The organism is Haladaptatus ordinarius (assembly GCF_054177595.1).
This window is the reverse complement of sequence record NZ_JBPEHH010000012.1, coordinates 52491-74568: the sequence shown is the minus strand read 5'-3', so window position 1 is coordinate 74568 and position 22078 is coordinate 52491. Positions and strand designations below refer to the sequence as shown.

The 22078-nt window shown below is 63.6% G+C and carries 24 protein-coding genes, 1 tRNA gene and 1 pseudogene; 14 read left to right on the top strand and 12 right to left on the bottom strand.

What is annotated here, in order from left to right:
- Positions 1 to 473 precede the first annotated feature (473 nt).
- Positions 474 to 556 (bottom strand) — tRNA-Ser (locus ACR3FF_RS06835).
- A gap of 147 nt (positions 557 to 703) precedes the next feature.
- Between ACR3FF_RS06835 and arcD the strand changes: the two genes are divergently transcribed.
- Positions 704 to 2149 (top strand): arginine/ornithine antiporter ArcD, encoded by a 1446-nt coding sequence (arcD, locus tag ACR3FF_RS06830; protein ID WP_458187193.1) that lies wholly within the window; start codon positions 704 to 706, stop codon positions 2147 to 2149.
- Here the strand turns inward: arcD and ACR3FF_RS06825 are convergent.
- Positions 2146 to 2898 carry a TIGR04282 family arsenosugar biosynthesis glycosyltransferase gene (locus ACR3FF_RS06825; RefSeq protein ID WP_458187192.1) on the bottom strand — a complete coding sequence of 251 codons (753 nt, stop codon included), beginning with the start codon at positions 2896 to 2898 and terminating at the stop codon, positions 2146 to 2148. The genes arcD and ACR3FF_RS06825 overlap by 4 nt on opposite strands.
- Before the next feature lie 69 nt (positions 2899 to 2967).
- Between ACR3FF_RS06825 and ACR3FF_RS06820 the strand changes: the two genes are divergently transcribed.
- Positions 2968 to 3168: a hypothetical protein gene (locus tag ACR3FF_RS06820; RefSeq protein ID WP_458187190.1), complete on the top strand. Its 201-nt coding sequence runs from the start codon at positions 2968 to 2970 to the stop codon at positions 3166 to 3168.
- Positions 3169 to 3189: 21 nt separating this feature from the next.
- Here the strand turns inward: ACR3FF_RS06820 and ACR3FF_RS06815 are convergent, their stop codons facing one another.
- From ACR3FF_RS06815 to aroC, 4 genes are all read right to left on the bottom strand, one after another.
- Positions 3190 to 3819, bottom strand: a complete 630-nt coding sequence (locus tag ACR3FF_RS06815) for a uracil-DNA glycosylase (protein WP_458187189.1) — start codon at positions 3817 to 3819, stop codon at positions 3190 to 3192.
- 35 nt (positions 3820 to 3854) lie between these two features.
- Positions 3855 to 4781 (bottom strand): DUF7504 family protein, encoded by a 927-nt coding sequence (locus ACR3FF_RS06810; RefSeq protein ID WP_458187187.1) that lies wholly within the window; start codon positions 4779 to 4781, stop codon positions 3855 to 3857.
- 80 nt (positions 4782 to 4861) lie between these two features.
- Positions 4862 to 5212, bottom strand: coding sequence for a HalOD1 output domain-containing protein (locus ACR3FF_RS06805; protein WP_458187186.1), 351 nt, complete (start codon positions 5210 to 5212; stop codon positions 4862 to 4864).
- Between the two features lie 346 nt (positions 5213 to 5558).
- Entirely contained in the window at positions 5559 to 6752 is a 1194-nt protein-coding gene (gene aroC, locus ACR3FF_RS06800) for a chorismate synthase (RefSeq protein ID WP_458187198.1), read from the bottom strand.
- Between the two features lie 106 nt (positions 6753 to 6858).
- On the opposite strand from aroC, the gene ACR3FF_RS06795 reads away from it, so the two are divergent.
- Positions 6859 to 7263, top strand: a complete 405-nt coding sequence (locus ACR3FF_RS06795) for an Ig-like domain-containing protein (RefSeq protein ID WP_458187185.1) — start codon at positions 6859 to 6861, stop codon at positions 7261 to 7263.
- 147 nt (positions 7264 to 7410) lie between these two features.
- Here the strand turns inward: ACR3FF_RS06795 and aroA are convergent, their stop codons facing one another.
- Both aroA and ACR3FF_RS06785 read right to left on the bottom strand, forming a co-directional pair.
- Complete coding sequence (gene aroA / locus ACR3FF_RS06790; protein ID WP_458187183.1) at positions 7411 to 8700, bottom strand: 3-phosphoshikimate 1-carboxyvinyltransferase; 1290 nt, start codon at positions 8698 to 8700, stop codon at positions 7411 to 7413.
- A 38-nt stretch (positions 8701 to 8738) separates the two neighbouring features.
- A complete protein-coding gene (locus ACR3FF_RS06785) occupies positions 8739 to 9188 on the bottom strand; it encodes a universal stress protein (RefSeq protein WP_458187181.1) in 450 nt (149 codons plus the stop codon).
- A 186-nt stretch (positions 9189 to 9374) separates the two neighbouring features.
- Here ACR3FF_RS06785 and ACR3FF_RS06780 point away from each other — a divergent pair, with 186 nt between their 5' ends.
- Positions 9375 to 11159, top strand: coding sequence for an acetyl-CoA carboxylase biotin carboxylase subunit (locus ACR3FF_RS06780; RefSeq protein ID WP_458187179.1), 1785 nt, complete (start codon positions 9375 to 9377; stop codon positions 11157 to 11159).
- Positions 11160 to 11241: 82 nt separating this feature from the next.
- A complete protein-coding gene (locus ACR3FF_RS06775; protein ID WP_458187177.1) occupies positions 11242 to 12171 on the top strand; it encodes a biotin--[acetyl-CoA-carboxylase] ligase in 930 nt (309 codons plus the stop codon).
- 15 nt (positions 12172 to 12186) lie between these two features.
- On the opposite strand, the gene ACR3FF_RS06770 is transcribed toward ACR3FF_RS06775, so the two are convergent.
- The 3 genes from ACR3FF_RS06770 to ACR3FF_RS06760 form a co-directional block, all read right to left on the bottom strand.
- Positions 12187 to 12672, bottom strand: coding sequence for a universal stress protein (locus tag ACR3FF_RS06770; protein WP_458187176.1), 486 nt, complete (start codon positions 12670 to 12672; stop codon positions 12187 to 12189).
- 88 nt (positions 12673 to 12760) lie between these two features.
- Positions 12761 to 13774 carry an amidohydrolase family protein gene (locus ACR3FF_RS06765; protein ID WP_458187174.1) on the bottom strand — a complete coding sequence of 338 codons (1014 nt, stop codon included), beginning with the start codon at positions 13772 to 13774 and terminating at the stop codon, positions 12761 to 12763.
- Positions 13775 to 13833: 59 nt separating this feature from the next.
- The gene (locus tag ACR3FF_RS06760; protein ID WP_458187172.1) at positions 13834 to 15057 is read right to left on the bottom strand and encodes an HD domain-containing protein; all 1224 of its coding nucleotides are present in this window, start codon (positions 15055 to 15057) and stop codon (positions 13834 to 13836) included.
- A gap of 75 nt (positions 15058 to 15132) precedes the next feature.
- On the opposite strand from ACR3FF_RS06760, the gene cofD reads away from it, so the two are divergent.
- From cofD to ACR3FF_RS06725, 7 genes are all read left to right on the top strand, one after another.
- Positions 15133 to 16176, top strand: a complete 1044-nt coding sequence (gene cofD, locus ACR3FF_RS06755) for a 2-phospho-L-lactate transferase (RefSeq protein WP_458187170.1) — start codon at positions 15133 to 15135, stop codon at positions 16174 to 16176.
- A complete protein-coding gene (locus ACR3FF_RS06750; RefSeq protein ID WP_458187168.1) occupies positions 16176 to 16919 on the top strand; it encodes a tRNA-dihydrouridine synthase in 744 nt (247 codons plus the stop codon). Before cofD ends, ACR3FF_RS06750 begins: the two co-directional genes overlap by 1 nt.
- A complete protein-coding gene (locus ACR3FF_RS06745) occupies positions 16916 to 17752 on the top strand; it encodes a triphosphoribosyl-dephospho-CoA synthase (RefSeq protein WP_458187166.1) in 837 nt (278 codons plus the stop codon). The genes ACR3FF_RS06750 and ACR3FF_RS06745 overlap by 4 nt, the downstream gene beginning before the upstream one ends.
- Positions 17749 to 18309: a DUF447 domain-containing protein gene (locus tag ACR3FF_RS06740; protein ID WP_458187164.1), complete on the top strand. Its 561-nt coding sequence runs from the start codon at positions 17749 to 17751 to the stop codon at positions 18307 to 18309. The genes ACR3FF_RS06745 and ACR3FF_RS06740 overlap by 4 nt, the downstream gene beginning before the upstream one ends.
- 171 nt (positions 18310 to 18480) lie before the next feature.
- A complete protein-coding gene (locus ACR3FF_RS06735) occupies positions 18481 to 19203 on the top strand; it encodes a protein sorting system archaetidylserine synthase (RefSeq protein ID WP_458187163.1) in 723 nt (240 codons plus the stop codon).
- A 57-nt stretch (positions 19204 to 19260) separates the two neighbouring features.
- On the top strand, positions 19261 to 20544 hold the full coding sequence (locus tag ACR3FF_RS06730; protein WP_458187161.1) for a HEAT repeat domain-containing protein: 1284 nt from the start codon (positions 19261 to 19263) through the stop codon (positions 20542 to 20544).
- A 90-nt stretch (positions 20545 to 20634) separates the two neighbouring features.
- Positions 20635 to 20787 (top strand): DUF7837 family putative zinc-binding protein, encoded by a 153-nt coding sequence (locus tag ACR3FF_RS06725; RefSeq protein ID WP_458187160.1) that lies wholly within the window; start codon positions 20635 to 20637, stop codon positions 20785 to 20787.
- Here the strand turns inward: ACR3FF_RS06725 and ACR3FF_RS06720 are convergent.
- Complete coding sequence (locus tag ACR3FF_RS06720) at positions 20772 to 21026, bottom strand: hypothetical protein (protein ID WP_458187158.1); 255 nt, start codon at positions 21024 to 21026, stop codon at positions 20772 to 20774. The genes ACR3FF_RS06725 and ACR3FF_RS06720 overlap by 16 nt on opposite strands.
- 76 nt (positions 21027 to 21102) lie before the next feature.
- Here ACR3FF_RS06720 and ACR3FF_RS06715 point away from each other — a divergent pair, with 76 nt between their 5' ends.
- Positions 21103 to 21876 carry a phospholipase D-like domain-containing protein gene (locus ACR3FF_RS06715; RefSeq protein ID WP_458187199.1) on the top strand — a complete coding sequence of 258 codons (774 nt, stop codon included), beginning with the start codon at positions 21103 to 21105 and terminating at the stop codon, positions 21874 to 21876.
- Positions 21786 to 22078, top strand: a pseudogene (locus ACR3FF_RS06710) (IS5/IS1182 family transposase); the annotation flags it as partial. The gene ACR3FF_RS06715 and the pseudogene ACR3FF_RS06710, both read left to right, overlap by 91 nt.

Below are 22078 nucleotides of genomic sequence, written 5' to 3'. Positions count from 1 at the left end.
AATCTCCCGAACACGTGGTATCGAGAGGCGAGACAACCAGCTCCGTCACGCCAGACGCTTCTTGAGGAGGTGAATGCAGCACTGTATGCTGGTTTTACGTCTTAACCGAATACGAATGGTCGGCGTACTCACCGTCCTCGCCGACACCGACGACGACGCATACGTCTGGGGAGAACGACTGTTCGAACGGTATCGGGCCGAAGCCGAGCGAATCGTCTGAGCGATTCGACCGGTTGCGGGAGAGTTCACCCGGCACTTTCCTCGTTCGTACGAGCGACCACGTGCTACGCCGCGTTCAGGTCGTTCGCGCCGAGAAACTGTGGGAATGGGATTTGAACCACTCCCAGACATTCCTGCTCGCTTGCTCACTCGCGGTTTCACCGCTCACGTCGCTCACTGTGCGGGCTGTGACTGGTTTGATTCAAATTCATCTCCCATATTCGACGCTCACGTCTTCCGTTCGCGTCGAGAAACGGTGGGAATGGGATTTGAACCCATGAGGCTTGACGCCACCTGCTTTCAAGGCAGGCGCAATAGGCCGCTCTGCCATCCCACCTCGCGCCGAACTACTCGATACCGGGTCTAAGGCCTGTCGGTCTCGTCCGAGTGACCTGTCCAGGAGAATAGATTGAACGACAGGAATATTATCATGAGGCATTGAATCACAACCGTTTAATTCCTATAGTGCATTCCCCGTGGTACGATGCCTTCGCTGGACTTCGAACCACGCACGTACGCAGAGTTGCCGCCGAACCGGCGACCGTCGCTCGGTCTGGCCCTGTTGCCAGTTCTCGCGACGGTTCTCTTCCTCGGGGTCGGGTCGGCGTGGCTGAAGATGGACCCACACGTCCCCCTGTTGTGGGCCATCGCGTTCACGGGACTGGTCGGGTACTACGGACTCGGCCTATCCTGGGACGACCTCTACGACGGCATCGCCGACAGCCTCCTGATGGGGTTGCAGGCGGTGCTCATCCTCTTTACCATCTACGCCCTCATCGCAACGTGGATTAGCTCCGGGACGATTCCGGGGCTGATGTACTACGGGTTGCAACTGCTCTCTCCCACGGTCTTTCTGCCCGCGACCGCGGTACTGTCGGGTCTCGTCGCGTTCTCTATCGGCTCGTCGTGGACGACGGTCGGCACCCTCGGCGTCGCGTTCATCGGTATCGGCTCCGGCCTCGGTATCCCCGCGCCGATGGCTGCGGGCGCGATTCTCTCCGGTGCCTACGCCGGAGACAAACAGTCGCCGCTCTCCGATACGACCAACCTCGCTGCGGCCGTGACGAACACCGACCTCTACGACCACATCCGCGGGATGCGCGCCGGAACGCTCCTTGCCTTCGGTCTTGCGGTGGTGGGCTACGCCTGGCTCGGCCTGCAAGCGACGGGGTCGATTCCGTCGGGTCGCATCGGGACCATCCAGTCCGCACTGGTGAGCACGTACCACGTCTCTCCGCTCGTCTTCCTCCCGCTCGTCGTCACGTTCGGCCTCGCACTCCGTGGGTATCCCGCCCTCCCGTCGCTCATCGCGGGTATCTTCTCCGGCGTCGGAACGACCCTCTTCGTCCAGGGCCGGTCGTTCACTGCCGCGTGGCAGGTATTGCTCGGCGGAACGAGCCCCCAGACGGGGATGAAGATGGTCACCGACCTGCTGGCGAGCGGCGGCGTCGAAGGCTCTGCGTGGACGGTCAGTATCGTCGTCGCGGCACTCGCCCTCGGGGGACTCCTGGAGACGACGGGCGTCCTCGCGGTGCTCGCACACCATCTCTCGAAGACGGTCAGCAACGTCGGTGGCCTCGTCGCCGGAACTGGCGCGTCGGCCATTCTCACGAACGTCCTCACCGCCCAGCAGTACATGAGCATCGTCATCCCCGGTATGACGCTCCGGAACCTCTACGAGGAGCACGGCCTGGAGAACAGAGACCTCTCGCGGGCCGTCGAAGCCGCCGGCACGCCGACCGGTGCGCTCATCCCGTGGCACGCGGGTGCCGTCTACATGGCGGCCGCACTCGGCGTGCCGACGCTCCAGTACGCACCGTACTACTTCTTCGGCGTGCTCTCGCCGCTCGTCCTCTTCGTCATCGCGACGACGGGGTGGCAACTCGATACCGACGAGGCGAAGACGAAGTCCGTCTCGACAGCGGACTAGCGCACCAGTTCGCGCTCGCCGTCTCGCGCTTCGACCCGCAATCCGAGTTCGTGGAGGTACGTCGTCGTGTTGACCGGGACGATTCGTCCGGCAGTGGTTCGTGCGTGCAGGAGCGTGACCAGCGAACGCAGGTCCTCGCCCGTCTCGACGCTCGTCATGGCGGGCAGGAAGTCGACCTCGTAGCCCGCGTCGGTCGCCCGCTGGGTCACCGTCTCGATTTCCGGCGGCGTGTAGACCGCCTCGAAGTCGATGGGGTCGGTCAGACCCAGGAAGTACACTCGCCCGTCACCCGCAGGTCCGACGACCACCTCGCTCCGCCGAAGTTTCATCGCCGCGCTGTCGAGTTCCTTTCGCGTCAACATCGGCGTCGTTCCGTCTACGATGGCGACCGACGCCACCTCCTCTCGTTCGAGCAGATGGGTCGCCGTGTTCCCGGCGCGGGCGGAGAACGTCGACCCGACCTGCACCTCGAATCGAACGTCTTCCGTGTCGTCCAGTGCCTCGTCCACCAGCGCCCGAAGTTCGTTTTCCGAACTCGTCTCGCTCTCGAACGCCGCCGGAATCGCGTCGTCTGACCGGTAGTTGACGAGCAGTTCCCCCCCGCTGTTCGCGGCAGCGACGAACGTATCTTTCAGCATCTCGGCGTACAACTCGGTCACTTCGGATTCGGAGAGCGGCGAGGTTGCCGCCAGTTCCGGCAACACGTACCCCTCGCGCGGCGGGTCGGCCAACACGGCGATGGTAGTCATACCTCTCCGTCAGCGCGGGATGGCCTTGAAAGCCACCATTTTAAGCCTGCGCTCCCCTTCGGTTCGGTCGTGTACTGGACGAAACTACTCGCGCTGTTCGGTGTCGCGCTCCTGGCGCTCCTGGTGTTCGGCGGACTCGCACTGCTGGTGACGACGACGCTCTCGGACGTGGCAGCCATCGCCACGATGGCACTCGTCGCCGTTCTCGTGGCGGGACTCGCGTTCGTCGGCGCGCGTTCGAAGCGGTGGCGCCAGAACCCCTACTGGTGAACTGAGCGAAAACTGCTCCGTCTACCGACCCTGTCGTCCTTTCGTCTGCCGGTAATCGTGACCCATCAGGTCCAGAACGTGTTCGACGAACGCGTCGGCCTGCTCGTCGGTCTGTTCTGTCGGATGAACCATCGGGACGAGTTCGAACCCTCGCCCCCGAATTGTCGTCGCGTGGTCCGACTCGACGTCGAACTCCTCTGCCGCCGTCGTCGTGTACTCCGCCGCGGCTGCTGTGAGCGCGCGCTGCCCGACCGGGACGATGATTTCGGGATTTATCATCCGAATCTCGGCGTTCAGATACGGTTCGCAGGTCGTTATCTCGTCGTCGCTCGGCGGTCGTTCGGGGTGCCGGCAGCGAGTGAGGTAGGTGAGAAAGGCGTTGTCGAGTTCGGGTTCGTCGGCGTCGGGAGCCGATTCACTCAGTCCCAGTCGGCCGAACACGTCCTGAAACCGTTCTCCGCCGTCGTCGTTCGTGAACGGAACGCCTGTCTTCTCCGCTCCGGCACTCGGCATCTCGCCGACGAAGAGAAACTCGGCACCGACGTCGCCGTAGCCGTGAACGACCTGCTCGCGGTGGTCACACAGGCCACAGTTCGTACACGACTCGTCCATCCCGAACGGGTTCGAGAGCACGTCCTGGTTAGCGTCCATATGGACGTTTGTCGCGCGAGGCTAAAAGGCGCTACTCATCGTGGGCACGTATCGGTGAGCGCGAGAAACGGTTCTACCCACCGCACCGTCTCTCGGAGTGACACGCGATGTGAGGTTTCGTCGTGTTCTACGAGCCCTGCGTCGGCGAGTTTCGGCAGGTGCAACTGATACAGTGCCGTGTAGTAGCGACGGAGCGTGTTCTGGGTCGTCCCGGTATCGTCATCCCGATCGGGTGCGACTGCGGTCGCCAGTTCGTCCACGCTAACTGGTTCGCCCGTACGAAGCAGGTAGCGAAGTGTGTCCCGTCGCAACTGGACGCGGAGGGAGTCGAACAACACGTCGAGTGGCGGACAGTCGTCGGTTCGGTCCTCGAGCGACCGCATGCTCCACTCCGTACCGTCGTCGATGAGTTCGAGGGTGTCGTCCGAGAGCACCCGTAGCGTCTGCACGGTCGGTGCATCGTGCGAACCGGTTTCGAGGTAGAAGTATCCGACGGCCTCCGAGTCGGCGATGGCGGCCGAGACGCTGTCGAAGAACGTCACCATTCCGGCGAGTGAGACGTGTTCGAACAGCGTGGTGAGCGAGTCGAACAACACCAGCGTCTCGCCGTCCGATTCGTCCAGCGCCGACGTGATTTCGTTCGCCACCCTCGGTAGGTTGCCCGGTTGGTGGACGGTTCGGACGACGTCGTGCACGCTGGTTTGCTGTGGCGAGACGCTCTCCGTCGAACGCATCGTTTGACCGACGTCGACGATTCGAACGTCGGTCGGCGTGGTGTCGATAGCGGAGCGCCACGTACGGAGAAACGAACCGGCCGACTGGTCGTACGTGACAGCGACCACGGAACTCACGTCCGAAAGAGGGAGGTGCTCGAAGCTGGTCCGTCGAACGGTTTCGCCGAGCGATTGGACGGTGACGAGGATGCTCTTTCCATACTCGATGGTAGGGGCGAAACTGCTCATACTCCTCGGATTGTCACTGGTCGGTTGGCGGGCGGTGTTCGGGGAATACTATCGTTCGAGTTGGGGCTGCTCATAGTTTTCTAACGTGAATCGTCTGTTTTATCGGTTCGTTCTCGGATGAAGACGTGGCCGTTTGCGTGGGCGAACACTTCGAGACCGGCGGTCGTGAACACAACGTATCCGACGTCTCGCTCTTTTCCGCCGTGCGTGTCGGAAAAGAGCAGGTCGAGTGCGTCAGGGTCTACCGCGTCGGTCAGCGGAATCGGAGCCACCGTCGGATCGACGTTCCGGACGACGGCGATAGCACTGATGAGGGTTTCACTCAGCGGCCGCGTGTTCGTCGCGTCGTGATAGACGTGATAGCCGGTTTCGTTTGCGACGGGAGTCGGGGTCGGGTCGTCCTCGTCGCATCCCGTGTCCACTCCACTCATCTGTGGGCTGTAACTACTATGAAGATACTCTTTGTAATAAAGGTGTGTCCACCGTCGAACGTTCGCACCATCGTCAATGCTCTTCCGCTACTGCTCACCCTTCTCGAATCAACTCTCTTCCGTCGGCTCCTTAGGAGTCGTTGACTGGACTTCAGGCGGTTCATAGCCGGTTCTACTCCGAGGAGGCACGCGAGCGTGTCTCCTCGCCGTTCGATGGGGTCTCCGACGGTGAATTCGGAGTCGGGGGTTCGAACGAGAGTCCGGATGGATACGACTCACGAGGTGAGTATCGAAGGCGGTGATGTTTGAAATAACGGTTTGAATGTAGCAAGAATCTGTCGCAGAGTTACTCGTCTGGTGCGGTCGGATGATATTCCGTGTCGTACTCGCCGGGATTTCCGTCTAGTCGGTCGGGGTTGATGCGACCGCCGAGGAGCATGAAGTCGACGAGCGTCAGCGCCAGCATCGCCTCCACCACGGGAACGCCGCGCGGCGGGAGGACCGGGTCGTGTCGTCCGATGACCTGCACCTCTTTTTCCTCTCCGGTCTCCCAGTCCACCGTGGTCTGAGTCTTTGGAATCGACGTGGGTGCGTGTAGGGTGACCTCTCCGAAAATCGGTTCGCCCGTGGTAATCCCACCCTGAAGACCGCCGTGGCGGTTCGAGACGGGCGTCGGGTCGCCGCGTTTTCGCGGTTCGTCACCGCTCGTTTCCGAGTCGCTGTGCGACTCGCTGTCGAACTTCCACTCGTCGTTTCGGTCCGAGCCCGTCCACTCGCGTGCCTCCCGTCCGAGCCCGAACTCGAACGCCGTCGTGGCCGGTATCGCCATCATGGCCTGGCCGAGACGCGCTTCGACGGAGTCGAACCGAGGTGCGCCCAGCCCGCGTGGGACGCCGCGCGCTTCGAAGTAGATGGACCCACCGATGGAGTCGCCTTCGCTCTGATACTCGTCTATCGATTCCAGCATCGCTTCTGCGGCGTCGGGGTCCGCACAGCGAACCTCGTTTTCCTCGCTGTGCTCGACCATCTCCTCGAAACTCACGTCGTCCGCACGCACATCGCCGATCTGGTTGACGTGAGCTTTCAGTTCGACTCCTTCCGCCGCGAGAATCTTCTTGGCGATTGCTCCGGCGGCGACCCAGTTTACCGTCTCGCGCGCGGACGACCGCCCGCCGCCGCCCCAGTTTCGAGTGCCGAACTTCGCGGAGTACGTGAAATCGCCGTGACTCGGGCGCGGTGCGGTGACGAACGGTTCGTACTTGCCCGAGCGAGCGTCCTTATTCTGGATGACCATTCCGATGGGCGTTCCGGTCGTGTAGCCGTCCTGTGTTCCGCTGTTGATGGAGACGGCGTCTGGTTCGTCACGGCTCGTGGTTATCATCGACTGACCGGGTTTTCGTCGGTCCAGGTCGCGTTGCACGTCCGCTTCCGAGAGTTCGAGGCCTGCGGGACAGCCGCTGACGGTGACGCCCATCGCATCACCGTGGCTCTCACCGTAGGTCGTCACCTGGAAGAGGCGTCCGAATCGGTTGCCGTTCATCATTGTGATGCTGTGTGGGGAGACCATTTAGGTGTTGCAGGAGGCGGTACGTTTCGCCGCTCTACGCTCCAAGTACCTTTATAGTTCGACGGCGAATGTCGGAACGATGAATCGGCGCCGATTCGTAGCCCTCCTCGGCCTCACGGGCGTATCCGGTTGTTTCAGCCGTCTTCCGCTGGACTACAGCGACGCACCGGCGAAACCGGTGAGTCTGCGGGTTCGCAGCTACTTCGACGAACTCCGAACCGTTTCCGTCGTCGTCGAAGGAACGGCCTCGAAGCGTCGACTCGACGATAAATTTCATCTCTGGCCGAGGCGCGTCGTCACCCAGAAGAACGTCCTCGAAGCGGGGACGTATCAGGTCGAAGTCGAGGTCGACAACGACATGTGGCGGTCGGCCGAGTGGGGGATGATGGGCTGTTCGGAGAACACGATTCTTATCGATGTCGGCAAGGACGGCGTGGGCATCACCGCGACGTGCCGGGATACGAACACGAGTGCGACGTCTTGACGCAGGTCTGCCACTCGCGCCGCCGCGAAGGCGGCGAGCATCTCCTCACGGGTGAGACCGCCGTGTATCACGAGCAGGTCGCGTCGCGAGTCGTCCACCACATTTTCTTCTGGCGGTGGACGATTCCTCGTGAACGGCGGCCGTCGACTATCGCTGGACGTCCGCGCCGAGGTCGTAGAGCACCTCGAAGAAGTCCGGGAACGACACGTCTACGTGTTCTCCGCCGGTAATCGTCGTCGTCCCCTCGGCAGCGAGTCCGGCGACGGCGAGTGCCATCACGATTCGGTGGTCGCGGTGGCTGTTCACCGTCGCTCCCCGAAGGCTCGACGCCCCGCCGTGTATCGTGAGGGCGTCTTCTTCCTCCGTGACGTCCGCTCCGAGATTAGAGAGTTCGTCCGCCATCACCGTTACGCGGTCGGTCTCCTTGTAGCGGACGTGCTCGCAGTTAACGACGTGCGTCTTGCCGTCCGCGACCGCTCCGAGCGCTGCAATGGTCGGAAGCAAGTCTGGCGTGTCGCCGACGTCCACCTCGACTCCGGAGAGGGACGACTTCCGCACGGTGAGCACGCCGTCGTTCCGGTTCCAGTCCACGTCCGCACCCATCCTGTCGAGCACCTCGACGATGAACGTGTCACCCTGTGCGCTAGGGTATGCACCCTCGATTCGGACGCTCTCGCCGTCTTTCGCGGCGATAGCTCCGGCGGCGAGGAGATAGGAGATGGACGAGAAGTCGCCGGGGACGTGATACTCGCCGTCGGTCGGTTCGTAGAACTGTTCGCCCGCGACGTGGCAGGTCCGCCCGTCGCGTTCGGCTTCGACGCCGAACTCCTCCAGCAGTTCGAGCGTGATGTCCACGTAGGGTGCCGACTTGAGTTCGGTTTCGAGGTCGATGGTCACGCCGTCCTCCGTGAGCGCCCCCGCCATCAAAAGCGAGGAGACGTACTGCGAGGAGACGTCACCGGGAATCAACACCGTCCCACCCGGCACGGGGCCTCTCAGCACGAGCGGTGCTTTGCCGTTTCCGCGCGTGCTCTCGGCGCGACCACCTAACTGCTCGATGGCGGAGAGCATCGGCCCCTGCGGGCGCGAACGAAGCGAGGAATCACCGCTCAGGACGGTGAGGCCCTCCACGAGCGCCGCCGTGCCCGAGACGAGACGCATGGTCGTTCCGCTGTTTCCACAGTCGATGACGTCCGCCGGGACCTCCGGCTGCCCGGCGAACCCGTCGATTTCGATGGCTTCGCCCGTGTCGCGTACGTCGCCACCGAAGGCGTCGACTGCCCGCATCGTGGCTTTCGTATCGGCGCTGACGAGGGGGTCGTACACCAGCGCGCCGTCCGAGTATCCGGCGGCGAGAATCGCCCGGTGGGTGTAGCTCTTCGACGGCGGTGCGCGCGCCGTCCCCGAGAGCGTCGAGTGAGATATCTCTACGTCCATGCTCGTCCCGTCGTCGTGGAGACCTAATAGAATACCGTCTACCGGACGATAGTGACGGGAATCGTCGCGCGCCCGGCGACCTGTTTGGCGGTGCTTCCGAACAGACCTTCGTACCGTTCCGAGGTGCCGCGGTGGCCGATGAAGATGGCGTCGAAGTCGCTCTCCTCGGCGTACTCCGTGATTCGGTCGACCGGTTCACCGTACAGGAGACCGGTGTCGATTTCCGCTCTGTCGTCGGCGAGCGCGGCGGCTTCGTCCAGTAGCTCCTGTCCTCGGGTTTCGGCGTCTTCGATGCTCGACAGGAGGAGTTCACGGTCGGCTTCCGAGAAGCTCGCGGGTGGCTTGTCACCGCCCGTGAAGAACTGGTCCGGGACGACGACGTGGACTGCGGTCACGTTTGCGCCCGTGTCGTCCGCGAGGTCGAGAGCGTACTGGAGAGCCCCTGTGCTCGCGGGAGAACCGTCGATTGCGACGAGATAGCGTTTCATGGGTGGTCTTTTATACGTCGCGTAGCCGGATGTGGATTTCGGTATTCGAACGGCGTCGAGCGGCCCGGGAACGCCGCGGGACGATCCGCGGGTCGTCGACCGAACGGTAACGCGGCATTGACGCGCGATGACCCCGACGGAGAACCGACAGAATGAGGTTACCCACCCGAATAGCTTTCCGCAAGAATGTTCGATAAGGTTCTCGTCGCCAATCGCGGGGAGATCGCAGTTCGCGTGATGCGGGCCTGCGAGGAACTCGGAATCGACACCGTCGCAGTCTACAGCGACGCCGACCGAAACAGTGGTCACGTTCGGTACGCCGACGAAGCGTACAACGTCGGCCCGGCGCGGGCGGCCGACTCCTACCTCGACCATGAAGCCGTCATCGACGCCGCCACCAAAGCCGGTGCGGACGCCATCCACCCTGGATACGGCTTCCTCGCGGAGAACGCGGATTTCGCCGCGAAGGTCGAGGCGACCGACGGCGTCACGTGGATCGGACCGTCCAGCGATTCGATGGAGCAACTGGGAGAGAAGACTCAGGCGCGGAAACTGATGCAGCAGGCGGACGTGCCGGTCGTGCCCGGAACGACCGACCCCGTCACGGACCCCGAAGAAGTGCGGGAGTTCGGAGAGGAGCACGGCTACCCCATCGCCATCAAGGCCGAGGGTGGCGGCGGCGGACGCGGCATGAAGGTCGTCCGCACCGAAGACGAGGTCGAAGACCAGCTCGAATCCGCCCAGCGCGAGGGTGAGGCGTACTTCGACAACGACTCGGTCTACCTCGAACGCTACCTCGAACAGCCACGCCACATCGAGGTACAGATAATCGCCGACGAGCACGGCAACGTCCGTCACCTCGGTGAGCGCGACTGCTCGCTCCAGCGTCGGCACCAGAAAGTCATCGAGGAAGGCCCCTCGCCCGCACTCTCGGACGCCCTCCGGGAACAGATAGGGGAGGCGGCCCGGCAGGGTGTGCAGGCCTCGGAGTACGTCAACGCCGGGACCGTGGAGTTCCTCGTCGAGGACGGCGAGTTCTACTTTCTCGAAGTGAACACCCGCATCCAGGTCGAACACTGCGTCACCGAGGAACTGACGGGTATCGACATCGTGAAGTGGCAGATTCGAGTCGCGGCGGGCGAGGAACTCGACTTCGCACAGGACGACGTGGAACTGGAGGGCCACGCCATGGAGTTCCGCATCAACGCCGAGAACGCCGCGGAGGACTTCACGCCGGCCCGCGGCGGCACGCTCGAGGTGTACGACCCACCGGGAGGCGTCGGCGTTCGCCTCGACGACGCGCTCAGGCAAGGTGACGACCTCGTCACGGATTACGACTCGATGATAGCGAAACTCATCGTCCACGGAGCAGACCGCGAGGAGTGTCTCGCTCGCGGTCGTCGCGCGCTGGCGGAGTACGACGTCGAAGGCGTCGTCACCATCATCCCGTTCCATCGCGTGATGCTCGAAGACCAGGCGTTCGTCTCGGGCGAGCACACGACAAAATATCTGGACGAACAGTTAGACGAAGAGCGGGTGGCCGAAGCCCAGGAGAAGTGGGGCTCGACCGAAGCGACGAGCGACGAGGAAGAGGCCGTGGAACGCGAGTTCACGGTCGAAGTCAACGGGAAGCGCTTCGACGTCAACCTCGAAGAGCGCGGCGGTGCGACGATTCCTGCGAACGCTTCCTCGGGCGGCCAGAAGCCACAACCGGCAGGCGGGAGCAGCGGCGGGAGCGAAACGGTCGTCGACGCCGAGGGCGAGACGGTCACGGCCGAGATGCAAGGCACCATCCTCGACGTGAAAGTCGAAGAAGGCGACGAGATTCAGTCCGGCGACGTGGTCTGCGTTCTCGAAGCCATGAAGATGGAAAACGACGTGGTCGCCTCGCGCGGCGGCACCGTCACGCAGGTCGCAGTCAGTGAGGGCGATAGCGTCGATATGGGCGACGTGCTAGTCGTCGTGGACTGAACGGTCGTCGTCCGATTTTCTCGGCATCTCTCGGTCGCCGTCGAACGCACGATTCTTGTCACGACTCGCCGTATCCAGCGACATGAACGACACGCGCCGGGCCGTCTTGGACGCACTCGCCGATGGTCCCGTTTCCGGGCCGGAACTCGCAGACCGCCTCGACGTGTCTCGAAACGCGGTGTGGAAACACGTCGAAGCACTCCGTGAGGAAGGGATCGAAATCGAGAGTACCGACGCGGGCTACGTCGTCGACGAGCTTCCGGAGTTCGGCCCGGCAGTCGAGTACGGGTTGGACGCCCCCTTCGAAATCGAGTATCACGAATCCATCGAGAGTACGAACGACCGGGCGCGCGAACTGGCGGGAGAGGGCGCGGAAGACGTTGTCGTGCTGGCTGACGAGCAGGTCGGTGGCCGGGGGCGACTCGACCGCCAGTGGGTCGGCCCCTCCGGGGGCGTCTGGCTGAGTATCGTCCTCCGCCCCGACCTGCCGCCGTCACACGCGCCTCTTCTGACGCTCGCCGCCGCAGTGGCCGTGACGCGGGCCGCACGCGAGGCGGGCGTTCCGGCGGAGATCAAGTGGCCGAACGACGTCCTCGTGGGCGACGACGGAACGAGCGAGAAACTCGCGGGCATCCTCACCGAGATGGAGGGCGAAGCGGACCGCGTCTCGTGGGTCGTCGTCGGCATCGGTGTGAACGTCAACGTTCCGGGGTCGGTCCTTCCCGAGGGCGCGACGAGCGTCCAGGAATCGGCGGGGAGCGTGAACCGCCGAGTCTTCGTCCAACGACTGATGGAGGAGTTCGACGCGCTCAGGAGCGACCCCGACGCGGTGCTTCCCGCGTGGCGCGAACACGCAGCGACGCTCGGCCAGTGCGTTCGGGTCGAAACGCGGGACGGTGACGTGGTCGGAAAAGCGGTCGATATCGTCACGCCGGGGGCACTCGTCGTCGAGACTGACGACGGTGACGTTCGCGTTCACGCGGGCGACTGCGAACACCTGCGTCCGGCATGAGTCTCACGCACCGTGTTACGTGCTTCCTCTGGCTTCTTCGCTCGCTTCGGCTTTCACTGGCTCGTCGTCCTCGCCGACGCGGACGGTGAGCACTGGAACCGTCGAGGCACGAACGACACGCTCTGCGACGCTTCCGAGTAACAGTCGGTCGATGCCACCGCGCCCGTGGGTCCCCATCACGACAAGGTCGAAGCCACCTTGCTCCGCGTAGCGAACGATCTCCCGGTTCGGCGGTCCTTCGACGAGGTGGGTCGTGAGCGAGACGTCGTAGCGGTCTGCGATGCGGCGCACGTCTTCGAGTGCGGATTCGCCCTCGTCTTGCAGCATGTCGTTGATGCCCTCCCACGAGGTCTCCATCGGGAGGCTCGCGAATGTCGCCGAGTTGACGACGTAGATGGCGTGTAGTTCTGCCTCGTGCGCCTCGGCCAGTTCGGCGGCGTGTTCCACCACGCACTTCATCTCCGACGAGCCGTCAGTCGGCACGAGAATTCTGTCGTACATGGATACGTTACCGAATGACACGGTATGTATCGTCTTAACTTGTTTGGTACCTGTGACCTTCGAAACGAAAGTCAACGGGGCTGTGCACTTACAAGAGGACGTCTTTCACGTCGCCCGACCCCGCCCGGCGGACGACCGACCGAATCACGTCCCGACTCCCGGTGAGGTTGTCCGAATCGCCGTCGAGGACGAGTAGTTTCGCGTCTCGACCCGGTTCGACGACGCCACGGTTCAGCCCCGCAATCTGTGCGCCGTTGTAGGTCGCCATTCGAAGCACCTCTCGGGAGGAGGCGTCGGTGAGTTTCGATACGAACTCCATCTCCCGAAACATCGACGGACTGTTCAACATCACGTTGTCGGTCCCGAGCGCGACCGTCGTCCTGTCGAGCAGTTCTCGAATCGGCGGTAGACCGACGTCGGTGACGAGATTCGAGCGGGGGCAGACCGCGACGGGAATCTCTCTGTCTTCGATTCTGTCGAGGTGGAGCGGTTCCGGATGGACGACGTGCACCAGAAAGTTCGGCGCGAGGTCGAGCGCCGGGTTGATGTCGCTGGCGTCGACTTCCCCCGCGTGGATGCCGAACAACTTCTCGGCGCTCGCGGTCGCGTTGCGTTCGGTGGCAAAATCGGCGTCGTTCGCACCACTCGCACCGAATCCGTCCCCCGCTTCCATCGCTTCGACCGTCTCGCGTCCGAGGATGACCGGTTCGATACCGAGACCCTCGACGGCCTCTCGCAATGCGTAGACACCCTCGACGCCACCTTCTCGAAATTCGAGGAACGACGCGGTTCCAGTGGCCTGCATGTATCGTACCGACCTTCGCATCGCTTCGACTTTCTCCTCACGCGTTGCAGCGCGGAGCAGTCGGTGTTTCAGTCCGTCGGGAGGAGCGACCAGTTCTTCGAGCGAGAGTCCTGCGCCTGCTTCCTTGGCGATGGAGTCTCCGAGGTGAGTGTGTGCGTTGACGAACGCAGGAAGGACGACGTCAGACGACTCGACGGATTCCTCTTCGATAGCCGTTATCGTCCCGTCTTCGACGACGACGCGACCTTCGATGGGGTCGAAGTTCGGGCCACGCAGTATCGTACCCTCCACGAGCATATACGCCAGTTGTTAGCACCGGGTCTTAAACTCCCCGTCGCGGATTTCGAGTCGAGGATTCACTCGAAATCGTCGAGCGTCGTCCTGACGCCGGTTCGAACGTCGCTCACCAGCGCTCCCTCGGTGTCGAGTCCGAGCACTCGCTCCGCGGCGAGTCCGACCTGTTCCGTCGTCGCTGCCGGGGCGTAGACGCCCAACCGCCACTGGTCGCGCTGGACGCGCTGGAGTGCTCTGACGAGCGTCGATTGGCGAGAGAGCGGTCGAACCTCACCGTTGACAATGACGCGCGACGAGGATTCGGTCATCTGCGGACGACTCGGCACGTCGAGAACGACCGATTCGGGTTCGACACCGACGCTGTCGGCGATGTCGGCTTCGTGTTCGCGTATCGTCTCGGGGTCGGCGTCGATGACTTCGTCCGGAACGTCCGCCATCTCCGCCCAGACCGCGCGTTTGTAGAGGTCGCGGTCGGAGAGACAGCGCGCGAACTCGGCGGTGTCGGGATTCGTTCGAAGTGCGACGAGCAGGTCGTGGTCGTCCATCCGCCGCAGCTGTTCGGCGTCGATGTCCGGCGAGTCGAGTAGCCGTTCGCTCGCGCGTTGGAGCATCGACTTGCTGATGCGCGTGACGTGGTGGTTGTACACCGTCGGATTCATCAGCGCGCGAGCGACGAGCAGACTCTCTGCCGTCTGGACGTTCCCTTCCGCGAGCACCAGTTCCCCGTCGAGGAAGGTCAACTCGCGGACCAGACGCTCGTGGTCGATGGTACCGTACGGAACGCCCGTGTGGTGGGCGTCCCGGACGAGGTAATCCATCCTGTCTACGTCTAACTCGCCGGAGACGAGTTGTCCCAGTTCTCCCTCTCCCGCGATGAGCCCGGCGACGATATCGGGGTCCAGGTCGTGTGCACGAAGCACGTCACCCACCGCCGAATCGGCGAGGAGGTCGTGAACGTCGTCGTGGTACTTCCCCGTGTGGCGGTGGATGAGGTCTTCGATGGTGTGACTGAAAGGAGAGTGGCCGACGTCGTGAAGCAGGGCGGCAGCTTGGACGCGCTCTGCCTGGACGCCTTCGATTCCGAGGTTCGTGAGGGCCTGGCACGCGAGATGGTAGACGCCGAGGCTGTGTTCGAAGCGAGTGTGGTTCGCGGAGGGGTAGACGAGGGGGGCCGTCCCGAGTTGCGTGATGTGGCGGAGTCGCTGGACTGCGGGCGTGTCGAGCAGGTCTCGTGCGACGCCCACCACGTCAATGTGGTCGTGAACGCTGTCCTTGATAGTCTTCATTGTGACGAATTTCGGTCGTCTTCGTATAAAAACCGAAGGACGAGGTTTATGACGCTGGTCGGCAGAATCGGAACTATGGTAACGTTTCTCTCCGGGGGAACGGGCACGCCGAAACTGCTCGACGGGGCACGTTCGGTCTTCTCCCCCGCCGAGACCACGGTCGTCGGGAACACGGGCGACGACGTGGAACTCGGTGGTCTGCTCGTCTGCCCCGACATCGATACCGTGCTCTTCCAGCAGGGTGACGTGTTGAACCGCGAGACGTGGTGGGGTATCGCGGACGACACGACCGAGACGCACGACGAACTCCACCGACTCGCGGCGTCCGCTGGGCTCGCTGACGGGCCACGCTACCTCCCCGACGAGTTCCAAACTGACGGGCGTGACATCGCGCGCTGGCGGCGGTTCTCGGGCGTGGCGGAGTTCATGCTCCTCGGCGACCGCGACCGGGCGGTTCACGTCACGCGAACGGGCCTGCTGGACGAAGGCCACACGCTCACCGAGACGACCCGGATTCTGGCCGATGCCTTCGACTCGCCGGTGGACGTGGTTCCGATGAGCGACGACCCGGTGGCGAGCATCGTCCACACGCCGGGTGGTGGTGAGCAGACAGACGGTTTGCGATCTACGTCGGATGACCGATCCGACGGTACGATGCACTTTCAGGAGTTCTGGGTCGCTCGCGGTGGCGACCCCGACGTCGTGGACGTGGAGTTCCGGGGCGCGAGCGAGGCCGACCCCTCGCCCGCCGCCTTCGACGCGATTGCGAACGAACCGGTCGTCGTCGGCCCGTCGAATCCGGTGACGAGCATCGGTCCGATGCTCGCCATCGACGGACTCCGCGCCGCGCTGGAGTCGACCACCGTGGTCGCCGTCTCGCCGTTCGTCGAAGACCGGGTCTTCTCCGGCCCGGCGGCGAAGCTGATGGCGGCGGTGGGCTACGACCCGAGCACGGCGGGCATCGCGGAAGCGTACCCCTTCGTGGACGCCTTCGTGCTGGACGACGAGGACGGCACCGACCTGGACCGTCCCGTGGTCAGAACCGGTACGGAGATGAACGACACGGAGGATTCGGAGCGCGTCGCGCGCGCCGCTGCGCGCGCGCTGGAGGTGGTCTGATGTTCGGGCCACGGGTCGCGCTGGCGAGTCTCAGCGGCGAGTCGGACGCCGAGTGGGCGCTGGCCGCTGCCGAACACGTCGGCGCGGCGTTTCTGGGCGGTATCGCACTGGACGAGCAGACGCGCGAGGCGGCCCGCCAGCTGGTCGCCCGCGACCGAGAGGAGTTCTTGCCGGACGACCCCATCGCGTTCGTGGACGCTCAACTCACCGCACTCTCCGACGTACCGATTCGGCCGGGGTTCAACGTGCGCTCTGGGACACTGCCACCGATTCGGGCCGCCGCGAAGGTGTGCCGGACACATGACGCAGTCCTGGAGGTGAACGCTCACTGCCGACAGGACGAGATGTGTGCAGTGGGAGCGGGACAGTCGCTCCTACGAGAGCCTGACCGACTCTGTGAACAGGTTCGAGCGGCGGCCGAGACGGGCGCGACTGTCGGCGTCAAGGTTCGAACCGAAGTGGCCGGCGTCGACCTCCCGGACGTCGCCCGGCGGGTCGAATCCTCGGGGGCGAAAATCGTCCACGTGGACGCGATGGATTCCGAGCGCGTGGTCGCCGACGTCGCAGCGACGACCGATTGCTTCGTCGTCGCGAACAACGGTGTCAGGGACGGAGAGACGGTCACGGAGTATCTGGAGTACGGTGCGAACGCAGTGAGCGTCGGGCGACCCAGTGACCGTCCCGAAATCCTTTCCCGCGTGCGCTGTGCAACCGACGAATGGTTTACGGAGGTAGTCGCATGACACCCGCAGAACACGCACAACTCGCGCTGTTGTTGGAGGTCGCAGGGACGCCGAAGCCGGGCAACGTCGACCGCGAACGGGACTTTCCAGAGCTACGGTTCGAACACTTTCTCGCCGGAGCGGTCGGTGCCGGGACGGGACTACGCTCGGCCGAACGCGGCGCGTCGGTCGGTGCGGCGTTCGAAGAGGCCGTCGCCGGGATGAGCCAGCAATCGGGGGGCAACACGCAGTTCGGGGCGCTTTGCCTGCTGGTTCCGCTCGTGAAGGCAGACGACACGTCTTCCGAGGCCGTCACCGAGGTCGTCGAAGCCACGACCGTCGAAGATTCCGAGGGGTTCTACCGGGCGTTCGAACACGTCGACGTGTACGTCGACGACCCACCCGAGGACGCTGACGAGTTCGACGTGCGTCGAGGGAGCGAGGCGATTCCGGCCATACGGGAGGCCGGACTCACCCTCTACGACGTGATGGAGCTCGGTGCGGACGAGGACGGTATCGCCCACGAGTGGACGAACGAGTTCGAACGAACGTTCTGGGCGGGCGAGCGAATCTCGGAACTGAGCGGGCCGCTGTCGGGTTGCGGCGCACGGGTATACCTCGAACTGCTGGCCCGCGAACCGGACACGCTCGTTGCGAAACAACACGGGAGGAAGGTCGCAGAGAGCATCCGCGTCCGAGCACAGGAGGCACTCCAGGGTGCACGCAACGGAGACGTGGAACTCCTTCGAGCCTTCGCCGAATCGCTGGTCGAAGACGGCATCAACCCCGGGACGACCGCCGACATCGTCGCAGGAGGGCTGTTCGTCGCGCTGGAGCGAGGGGATACACCGTGAGCGAGTGGCCGGTCGAACTCAGGGGCGTGACCGAATCGGTCGTCACGACACTCGGCCCGAACGACCTGTGGAACGTTGCGGCGCTGGGTCTCCATTCGGGTGGACCGGTGACCGCCAGGACGTGGGGGAACACTCGAACCCGGCGGAACTTTCACCGGCAGGGTGGCGGAGTCGTCCAGTTCACTCGCGACCCCCGTGATTTCGTGGATGCGACGCTCTCGATTCGGGAAGAGGCAGACCCAGTGCTCGACTCCGCCGACGCGTGGGTCGAGGTCGAAGTCGAATCGGTGGATTCGGGGGAGTCCGGGGGGACGCGCTGGGAGGAGTGGGAACTGACGCCGGTCGAGACCGAAGTCGTACGCGAGGCGGTCCCGACGACGAACCGCGGCTTTTCGGCGGTCGTGGAGGCGACCGTTGCCGCCTCTCGCCTCGACGTGGCCGCCTACGACGCCGATGACCTTCGAGAACGATTGGACTACTTCGAGGACGTGGCCCGCACGTGCGGGGGCGAACGCGAACGCGAGGCGTTCGCCCGCATCCGAGACGTCGTCGAGTGACCCCACCTCCCGTTCCCGAATGTCGCCGTCTCCTGTGGTCTCTGGCCGACACGATGGAACGTTGTCTCAGAGGGTGTAACGAGACGCAAGTGACAGCAAATCGCCGATTCCTTCCACTGACGAGCGTGGTTTCAAAAGACGTATCAAGCGCGCTCGCACTACTCGCCGGATATGAAACCCCGGTTTCTGGGTCGGCTGTCGCTGGCCGACGCGGTGACCGTTTCGAACGCCGCGCTCGGCTTCCTGGCGATTGCAGTGGCGACCACGAACCCGAAACTCGCCGCGCGCCTCGTCCTGCTGGCCGCGGTGGCAGACGGACTCGACGGCGTGCTCGCCAGGCAGGTGGGGAGTTCGGCGGCGGGGCCGTATCTCGACTCGCTCGCGGACGTGGCCTCGTTCGCGGTCGCGCCTGCGATGCTGGTCGTCGCGGTCGTACGCGGGACGTGGGGATTCGACGGACTTCGCGCTGCGGTCGCACTCGCTGGAGGGGCGCTGTTCGTCGCGATGGCAATCGTCAGACTGGGGCTGTACACCGCCTACGACACCGACGACGACGTGACCGAAGGGGTTCCGACGACCCTCGCGTCGGTCATCCTCAGTGCCGGGGTGCTCGCGGGGTTCACAGACCCCTTCGTTCTGGTCGCACTCGTGTTCGTCCTCGCCGGACTGATGGTCTCGACGATTACGTATCCCGACCTGCTGGCCCGCGACGCACTCATCATGGGGGTTGTCCACTCGCTTGCGGTGCTCGTGCCCGATTTCAACGGGCGGACGTTCCCGTACGCGCTGTTGACGCTGGCACTGGCGTATCTCCTGCTCTCACCGCAGTTTTACTGGCGAGCGACGACCGGGAAGCGGTCGGGAGAGAAGACGACAGAAGGGAAACGCTCTTGATGGGTACGCACCGAATTTTCGGCATATGAGAGCAACGGCCTACTCGGGGGTGGACGCATGAGCGACGAAGACGCCGAAGAGGCGGAGACAGAGGAGGAACTGGACGAGGAGACCGAACAGGAGACCCAGGAATCCGAATCGGAGGAAAAACCCGTCAGTGCGGACTCCCTCGAGGAACAACTCGACCAGGCAGAAGAAGAACTTGAGGCCGCCGAGACGGAAGCCGACCTCGACGTCGTCGAAGCTGAACTCGACAAGATAGAGGGACTGTTGGAGGGCGCCGACCTACCGGAACCCGAAGACGAAGAGGACCCCGACCCGCGAGAGGAACTGGAGTCGCGTCTCGCCGACCTCCGGGACGAACTCGAAGACGAGCGCGGCCCGTACGCCGAGGACGTCATCGACGATATCGAGGACGCCGAATCGACCATCAGAGAAACTCGCTGGACCGCGGAGGGGAGTGGGGAACTCGTCACCGTCGTCGAGTCGTTCGTCGAGAAGGTCCAGGAGACGCTCGATACGGACTTCGGCGTCACCCTCTCTCGGAACTCTGACGACCTCGCGGAAGTGCTCGAAAACGCCGCTATCGCGGTCGGCGACGCCGACCTCCACCCCGACGAGGACGCGGACACCATCGAAACACTCGTCGAGGCGACTGACGAGCTGAAACAGGGTATCGAAGACGCAGAGGAGTGGAGCGACCTCGAAACGCGCGAGCAGCTCGAAGTCGAGGGCTTCTACGACGTGCTCGAGCACCGCAAAGACTACCCGCCGGAGTGGCACGCGCTCAAGGTGTGGGAGAAGAAAGGCCGCGCGGACATGGTGTTGCTCGCGCTCGATTCGCTCCAGTCGAACTTCATGGAACGCCACTGCCTCGAAGCCCTCGAACGGATGGGCAACGACGCGGCGGTCGAACCGATGCTTCAGCGCGCGAATCGCCGCGACAAGGACGCCATCCGCATCCTCGGAAAGACGGGAAGCGAGGATGCCATCGACGCAATCGTCGACTACGCCGATGCCGACCCGGGCATGGCGAAAACCGTCATCAAGGCGCTGGGCGAAATCGGAAGCGACGAAGTGACCCAGGAGGTTGCAGACCAACTCGTCGCGGACGACGCAGACGTTCGCAGTCACGCCGCACGCGCACTCGGTCGCATCGGCGACACGCGTGCTATCGACCCGCTCGCCGATACGCTCGAAAACGATGACTCGGACTCCGTCCGCGCGAGCGCCGCGTGGGCACTGAACCAGATCGGAACGGAGCGCGCACTCGACGCCGTGCGAGGGTACGCCGACGACCGTGCGTTCCTCGTCCAGAGCGAGGCCGAAAAGGCGTTGTAGCCGGGAGACCGGCCGGTAATGACTCCTTACCATCGTACAATCGGTCAATAACAATACGTATGCGCCCTGAATTTTGGCCGAGAGAGCACGATGGCAACCGAACCGGCATCCCTCGGCATGTGTCCAGACTGCGAGAGTGACATCCCGCGAGGCTACGTTCTCATCGAATACGGGACGGAAAACGGAAAAGAACGGTTCGCCGAGTGCCCGGACTGCCGCGAAATCGTTCACCCGAGATTCTGAGCGAGGAGAACCGCCACGAACTCGAGTGCGAACGCGAGGGCGACGAGAAACGCTCCGACGCGACCGACCCACGTGTGTTCTGTTACCTCCATCGGAGAGATATCGATGGTGTAGTCGTTGTAGTCCGGGTCGTATTCGATGTAGTTCGGCACCTGGAAGAACTCGAAGAAGACGAGTACACCGCCGAGCGTCCCCAACGCGTATCCAGCCAGTTCCAGCGCAACCGGGATCGATACCATACGGAGAAAGCGAACGACTCTGACAAAAATCCACCGTTCCGAACGTTTATATCAGAGACCGGAACCACTCCGTCACGTGTTCGCCAGAGTCGCGTTCGTCGTCGTGATACTCACGCCTCTTTTCGCTCCCGTTTCGTCAGCGACTGCGCTATCGACCGAAATCGTCGCGGCGTATCCCAATCCCGTCGCCCACGAGGACGCGGGGGAGTTCGTCGTCGTCTCCTTTCCCGACCGGACGAACCTCTCGAACTGGACGTTGTCGGACGGCGAGCGAGCGGTCGAACTCCCCGACGAAACCGTATCGGGACGTGTTGCGTTCTCCACAGCACCGAATCTGACCCGGAACCTCACGTCCCATCGAACACTCCCTGTTCGGGGTCTCTCGTTGGCGAACAGTGGCGAAACAGTCTCCCTTCGACGAAACGGATCGGACGGTCGCCACCCCAAAACGGTCGATTCGATAACGTACGTCGACGCACCGTCGGGTGAACTGTGGCGACCGGACAGTCGAACGTGGCAGCCACTGGGGGCGACCGACCACCCCATCGTCGACTCCAGTGCCGCGTCCGCTCGCGTTTTCGTTCTTCCGGACAATCCGAACGTCCCTATCGAAACGCTCCAGTCCGCGAGCGACCGTATCCTTCTCGCGGGCTACTCGTTTAGCTCGCAACGTGTCGCTCGAACCCTCGTCGCCGCCCAGAACCGTGTTGTGACGGTTCGCGTGCTCGTCGACGACGCTCCCGTCGGTGGCCTCTCCCGGCGGAAGACCTGCGTGTGCTATCTGCTGACGCAAACTACTAGTGGAGCAACCTCCGTGAGAAGTGTCACTCCGAAGCAACACGACCGTTGATCAAGCACAGGCAGCAGACACCGTTGCAGAAGGCGCATAACGCTCGAATGGACGATGATGACTACCACCAGCGCTGGATGAGTGAAACAGGCTTCTCGCAGTTGAACGAAGACGACGGCGAGAAGCCCCGCTCCCGGAACTGTCCGTGCAGCTCCGAAAGCTCACACGCAAGTGCATCGTGCATAACCTAACGCAGGTGGCG